Origin of the sequence: Kitasatospora sp. NPDC093558, assembly GCF_040683475.1 — a bacterium.
In the GTDB taxonomy this organism is placed as follows: domain Bacteria; phylum Actinomycetota; class Actinomycetes; order Streptomycetales; family Streptomycetaceae; genus Kitasatospora.
In genome coordinates, this window is the sequence record NZ_JBFBDY010000502.1 from 1 (window position 1) to 4,717 (window position 4,717).

5 protein-coding genes are annotated in these 4,717 nt (G+C 74.6%); 1 reads left to right on the forward strand and 4 read right to left on the reverse strand.

What is annotated here, in order from left to right; all coding sequences use genetic code 11:
- Window positions 1-26 precede the first annotated feature (26 nt).
- Both AB0O00_RS30085 and AB0O00_RS30090 read right to left on the reverse strand, forming a co-directional pair.
- Complete coding sequence (locus AB0O00_RS30085; RefSeq protein ID WP_363657098.1) at window positions 27-1,217, reverse strand: cellulase family glycosylhydrolase; 1,191 nt, start codon at window positions 1,215-1,217, stop codon at window positions 27-29.
- A 91-nt stretch (window positions 1,218-1,308) separates the two neighbouring features.
- On the reverse strand, window positions 1,309-1,947 hold the full coding sequence (locus AB0O00_RS30090) for a TetR family transcriptional regulator (RefSeq protein ID WP_363657100.1): 639 nt from the start codon (window positions 1,945-1,947) through the stop codon (window positions 1,309-1,311).
- 148 nt (window positions 1,948-2,095) lie between these two features.
- On the opposite strand from AB0O00_RS30090, the gene AB0O00_RS30095 reads away from it, so the two are divergent.
- Window positions 2,096-3,319: an acyl-CoA dehydrogenase family protein gene (locus AB0O00_RS30095; RefSeq protein WP_363657102.1), complete on the forward strand. Its 1,224-nt coding sequence runs from the start codon at window positions 2,096-2,098 to the stop codon at window positions 3,317-3,319.
- Here AB0O00_RS30095 and AB0O00_RS30100 read toward each other — a convergent pair whose 3' ends face one another.
- Both AB0O00_RS30100 and AB0O00_RS30105 read right to left on the reverse strand, forming a co-directional pair.
- Window positions 3,320-3,919, reverse strand: coding sequence for a hypothetical protein (locus AB0O00_RS30100; RefSeq protein WP_363657104.1), 600 nt, complete (start codon window positions 3,917-3,919; stop codon window positions 3,320-3,322).
- A gap of 100 nt (window positions 3,920-4,019) precedes the next feature.
- Window positions 4,020-4,717, reverse strand: a 698-nt coding sequence (locus AB0O00_RS30105; protein ID WP_363657106.1) for an enoyl-CoA hydratase/isomerase family protein, incomplete at its 5' end; no start/stop codon positions are given.

Below are 4,717 nucleotides of genomic sequence, written 5' to 3' on the forward strand. Positions count from 1 at the left end.
GTGGGGGACCCCTCCGGTCGAGCCGATCAGCCAGCACTTCGTCGTCTGCGGCGGGCGGCCGGGTCGAGCGCGCAGTAGCCGCCGGTGCCGCGGCACCAGTACCACATCGTCCAGCCCTCGGCGAAGCCGTCCATCGCCGCGACCTGCCGCCGGACGAGCAGGGTGTTGCCCGGCGTACGGGAGTCGGGCGGCCCCCACTCGCCGACCAGGACGGGCAGGCGGTGGGCGGCCGGATAGGCGGTGATCGCGGCGGTGTAGTGCTCGACGAAGCCGTCGGACGGGTTCCAGTCGGCGCCGTTCTCGACGGCAGTGTCGTAGAAGTGCGGTGCGTAGCCGAGCCGGGGCGCTCCGGGCCGGGGGTCGTCGAAGCCGGGCAGTTGCGTGGGCACGCCCTGGCCCACCAGGACCGTCGGTTCGACGAACAGCCAGGCGCGGTGGTCGGCCCGGCGGACGGCCGCGATCAGGCGGCGGTACAGGTCGGCGAGCCGGCCCTGTTCGAGGGCGGCGGAGGCGGCGGCGAGGACGGCCGGGTCGGTGGGGTCGCCGTCCACCGGGCCGAAGGGCTCGTTGAACAGGTCGTAGCCCAGCAGCGAGCGGTGGCCGCGCAGTTCGCGGGCGAGCCGGGTGTAGAAGTCGGCCTGCCAGGCGCGCAGGTCGGGGTCGTCGTAGAGGTGGCGGAAGGCGGCCTGGACGGCGGGCTGGAAGTAGCCGGCGAACCAGTCGTTCGGGTCGGGGGTGAACGGCAGGCCGTCGTCCCGGGTGGCCCAGCGCGGGATGCCGCGGTCGCCGCCGCCGAACGCGGGCCCGTAGACGTCCTGGTGGAGGTCGACGAGGGCGAGCACGCCGTACCGGTCGGCCCAGCCGAGGAGCCGGTGCAGGCGGTCGAGTTCGGCCGGGTCGAGCCGGCCCCGCTCGGGCTCCAGCCGGTTCCAGGAGACGGCGACGCGGACCAGCGTGAAGCCCTGGGCGGCGATGGACCTGACGTCCGCCTCGGTGGCCTCGGCGTACTTGTCGAGGTTGAAGCCGCGCAGCTGGAGGCGGCGGCCCTGGGCGTCGGTGAGCGCGGTGCGGCCGTCGGGGCCGGTGGCGGTGCCGGTCGGGAAGTGGGCCGTCTCCCGTGCGGACTCCTGTGCGGACACGCTGGGGGCGCCGGCCAGGACGGTGGTGACGGCGGTGACGGCGAGCAGGAGGGCAACGGCGTTGCGGCGCAGGCGCATTCGGACCTCGCACGGCGGTGGGTGGGGCCCGATGATGCCTGCGGCGCGGCGGGCGGCACAAGAGGTCGGACGGCGCCGCCTGCTCCAGCGTTCAGGCGGTGCCGTTGGCTTCGGCCGGTTCGGCGGGCGCGGTCGGCAGGACGGCGGTCGGCAGGTCCGCGGCGGCGGCGAGGCGGCCCCACAGCAGGTCGGCGAGGGCCTGGACCATGCGGGTGCGCGAGCAGGGCTTGGACTCCAGCCACCAGTCGCCGGCCGCCAGCACCATGCCGGTGATGCCCCGCCCCCAGGCCTCGGCGAGCAGGTCGCGGTCGGCGCCGAGGTCGACCTGGCTCTGGACGGCCCGGGTGATCTCCTCGGCGATCTGCCGCAGCGCGGGGGCGAGCGCGTTGCCCGCGCCGGTCGGGTCGCCGGGCTCCGGGTGGGTGAGCAGCCGGTAGACCTGCGGGCGGGCCTCGATGCCGGCCAGGTAGGTGTCCAGCACGTGCTCGACGCGATCGCGGCGCTCCAGCGGCTCGGCGAGCGCGGCCCGCACGGCGGCCAGCAGGCCGCCGGTGTGGCGTTCGGTCAGGGCCCGGATCAGGCCGTTCCGGTCGCCGAAGTGCCGGTAGAGGATCGGCTTGGTGATGCCGGCCTCGGCGGCGATGGCGTTCATGCTCGCGCTCGGGCCCTCCCGCTGGATGACCCGGTCGGCGGCGTTGAGCAGCTGCTCGCGGCGGGGCTCTCGGGACATGCGCTGCTCCTCGGGTCGGGTGGGCCGGCGCGGGCGCGCCGGGCGGTGCGGGGGCGTTGACACCGGTTACCAATCAGTAGCAGACTCCGGCTGTGTTACCCCGGGTAACACCCCGGTCGGCCGTACCCCTTCTTCGGAGGCAAGCACCATGAGCAGCACGTTCTCGATGGACCCGGGTGCGGACCAGCTCGCCGTCCGCGACTGGCTGCACGGCTTCGCCGCCGACGTCGTCCGGCCCGCCGCCGCCGAGTGGGACGAGCGCGAGGAGACCCCCTGGCCGGTCATCCAGGAGGCCGCCAAGCTCGGCATCTACTCGCTCGACTTCTACGCCCAGCAGTACTTCGACCCCTCCGGCGTCGGCATCCCGATCGTCATGGAGGAGCTGTTCTGGGGCGACGCCGGCATCGGCCTGTCCATCGTCGGCACCACGCTGGCCGCCGTCGCCGTGCTCGCCAACGGCACCGACGAGCAGATCGGCACCTGGACGCCGCAGATGTTCGGCACCCCGGACGACGTCAAGGTGGCCGCGTTCTGCTCCTCCGAGCCGGACGCCGGCTCCGACGTCTCCGCGCTGCGCACCCGGGCCGTCTACGACGAGGCCAAGGACGAGTGGGTGCTCAACGGCACCAAGACCTGGGCCACCAACGGCGGGATCGCCGCCGTCCACGTCGTCGTCGCCACCGTCGACGCTGAGCTCGGCGCCCGCGGCCACGCCTCCTTCGTCGTCCCGCCGGGCACCCCCGGGCTGAGCCAGGGCCAGAAGTTCAAGAAGCACGGCATCCGTGCCTCGCACACCGCCGAGGTCGTCCTGGACGACGTCCGGGTGCCCGGCAGCTGCCTGCTCGGCGGCAAGGAGAAGCTGGACGAGCGGCTGGCCCGGGCTCGCGAGGGCGTGCGCAGGAGCGGCCGGGGCAACGCGGCCATGGCGACCTTCGAGGCCTCCCGCCCGGCCGTCGGCGCGCAGGCGATCGGCATCGCGCGGGCCGCGTACGAGGTCGCGCTGGACTACGCGAAGACGCGCGAGCAGTTCGGCCGCCCGATCATCGACAACCAGGGCGTCGCCTTCCAGCTCGCCGACATGCGGACCCGGATCGACGCCGCCCGGCTGCTGGTGTGGCGGGCCTCCTGGATGGCCGTCAACAACCGGCCGTTCACGGCCGCCGAGGGCTCGATGTCCAAGCTGTACGCGGGCGAGACGGCCAAGTGGGTCACCGCGCAGGCGATGCAGATCCTCGGCGGCAACGGCTTCACCCGGGAGTACCCGGTGGAGCGGATGCACCGGGACAGCGCCATCTACTCGATCTTCGAGGGGACCAGCGAGATCCAGCGGCTCGTCATCGCGCGGGCGATCTCGGGGATGCCGATCCGCTGACTACCTGGCGGCCCAGAACGTGAGCCCGGCGGACAGGGCGCCCACCACCGTGCCGACGACCGTCTGCGCGGTGGTGTGGTCCCGCAGCACCGTCCGCGACCAGCCGACGACGGCGACCAGCGGGGCGAGCAGCAGCCACCACGGGCCGAGCGCGATCGCCAGGCAGACGACCGCCCCGCCGGTGACGGCGGTGTGCACGGAGACCTTCCACCACACGGTGATCACCAGGATCGGGATCAGCGAGGCGAACATCGCCGCCACCAGGGCGGTCAGGTCGCCCGGGGCGTCGGCCCACAGCATCACCGCGAAGCTGATCGCGACCGAGCCCATGATCAGCGGCAGGACCGTCAGCCGGCTCTGCCGGTGGCCGACGTGCCGGTCCCCGACGGTGCCCCGGCGCATGGCGCGCTGGATGAACAGGGTCGGGATGACGGCCGCGAACAGCGCGGCGAAGGCCGCCCAGGCGATGCCCCGCCAGCCGTAGCGCAGGCCACCGAGCAGCGGCAGCAGCACGATGATCACGTTCTTCGGCTCGACGCCGTCGGTGATCCGCCGGGCCCAGAGCGTCCGGGGGGCGGGGGCGGTGGCGGCTTCGGTCATCGGGGTCGCTGCTCCGGTGGTCGGTCACGGGCGGTCGGGCACTGGCGGTCGGGCCGGATGATCGTACGTGCGGCCGGGCGGTGGCCCGCGGGCGGGCCGGTCAGAACCGGGCCGGGCGGCCCTCCAGGAACGCGGCCAGCCCCTCGTGCACGTCCGACGCCTCCCGCGAGCGCCGCTCCCACGGCGCCAGCGCCTGCGCGGCCTGCTCCTCCGGGACGGCCAGGGCGGCCTTCACCGCGCCGATCGTCTGCGGCGAACGGCTGGTCAGCACGCGGGCGAACGCCAGCGCGGCGGCGTCCAGTTCGGCGTCCGGCAGGACCCGCTCCGCGAGGCCGAGCGCGAGTGCGTCGCGGCCCCGCACCAACTCGCCCGAGAACAGCAGGTACTTGGCGCGCGCCGGACCGACCAGCCGGGCCAGCCGCAGCGTCGGCACCGCCGGGTAGACCACGCCGAGCTTGGCCGGGGTGATCCCGAGCCGGGCGTCCTCGGCGACGAACCGCAGGTCGCACGCGACGGCCAGCTGGCAGCCGCCGCCGACGCAGGCGCCCCGGACGGCGGCGATCGTCGGGTGCGGGAAGGCGGCCAGCGCCTCCTCGGCCGCGACGTTGACCGCGTGGTAGGCGTCCGCGCGCTCCGGATCGCCGTACACCTCGGCGAGTTCGGCGATATCCGCGCCCGCGCTGAAGGTGCCGCCGGCGCCGGTCAGGTCTACTCGGACGACCACTCCCGGCTCCACCTCACCCAGCACAACCCGGCCGGCACCCGCCCGGACCTGCCACCCGGGTTCACCTGGCCCGG

What these genes read in the sequence shown, in the direction of transcription:
- AB0O00_RS30100 (WP_363657104.1), bottom strand. Translation starts at nt 3,919, where the DNA reads ATGACCGAAGCCGCCACCGCCCCCGCCCCCCGGACGCTCTGGGCCCGG.
- AB0O00_RS30090 (WP_363657100.1), bottom strand. Translation starts at nt 1,947, where the DNA reads ATGTCCCGAGAGCCCCGCCGCGAGCAGCTGCTCAACGCCGCCGACCGG.
- AB0O00_RS30095 (WP_363657102.1), top strand. Translation starts at nt 2,096, where the DNA reads ATGAGCAGCACGTTCTCGATGGACCCGGGTGCGGACCAGCTCGCCGTC.
- AB0O00_RS30085 (WP_363657098.1), bottom strand. Translation starts at nt 1,217, where the DNA reads ATGCGCCTGCGCCGCAACGCCGTTGCCCTCCTGCTCGCCGTCACCGCC.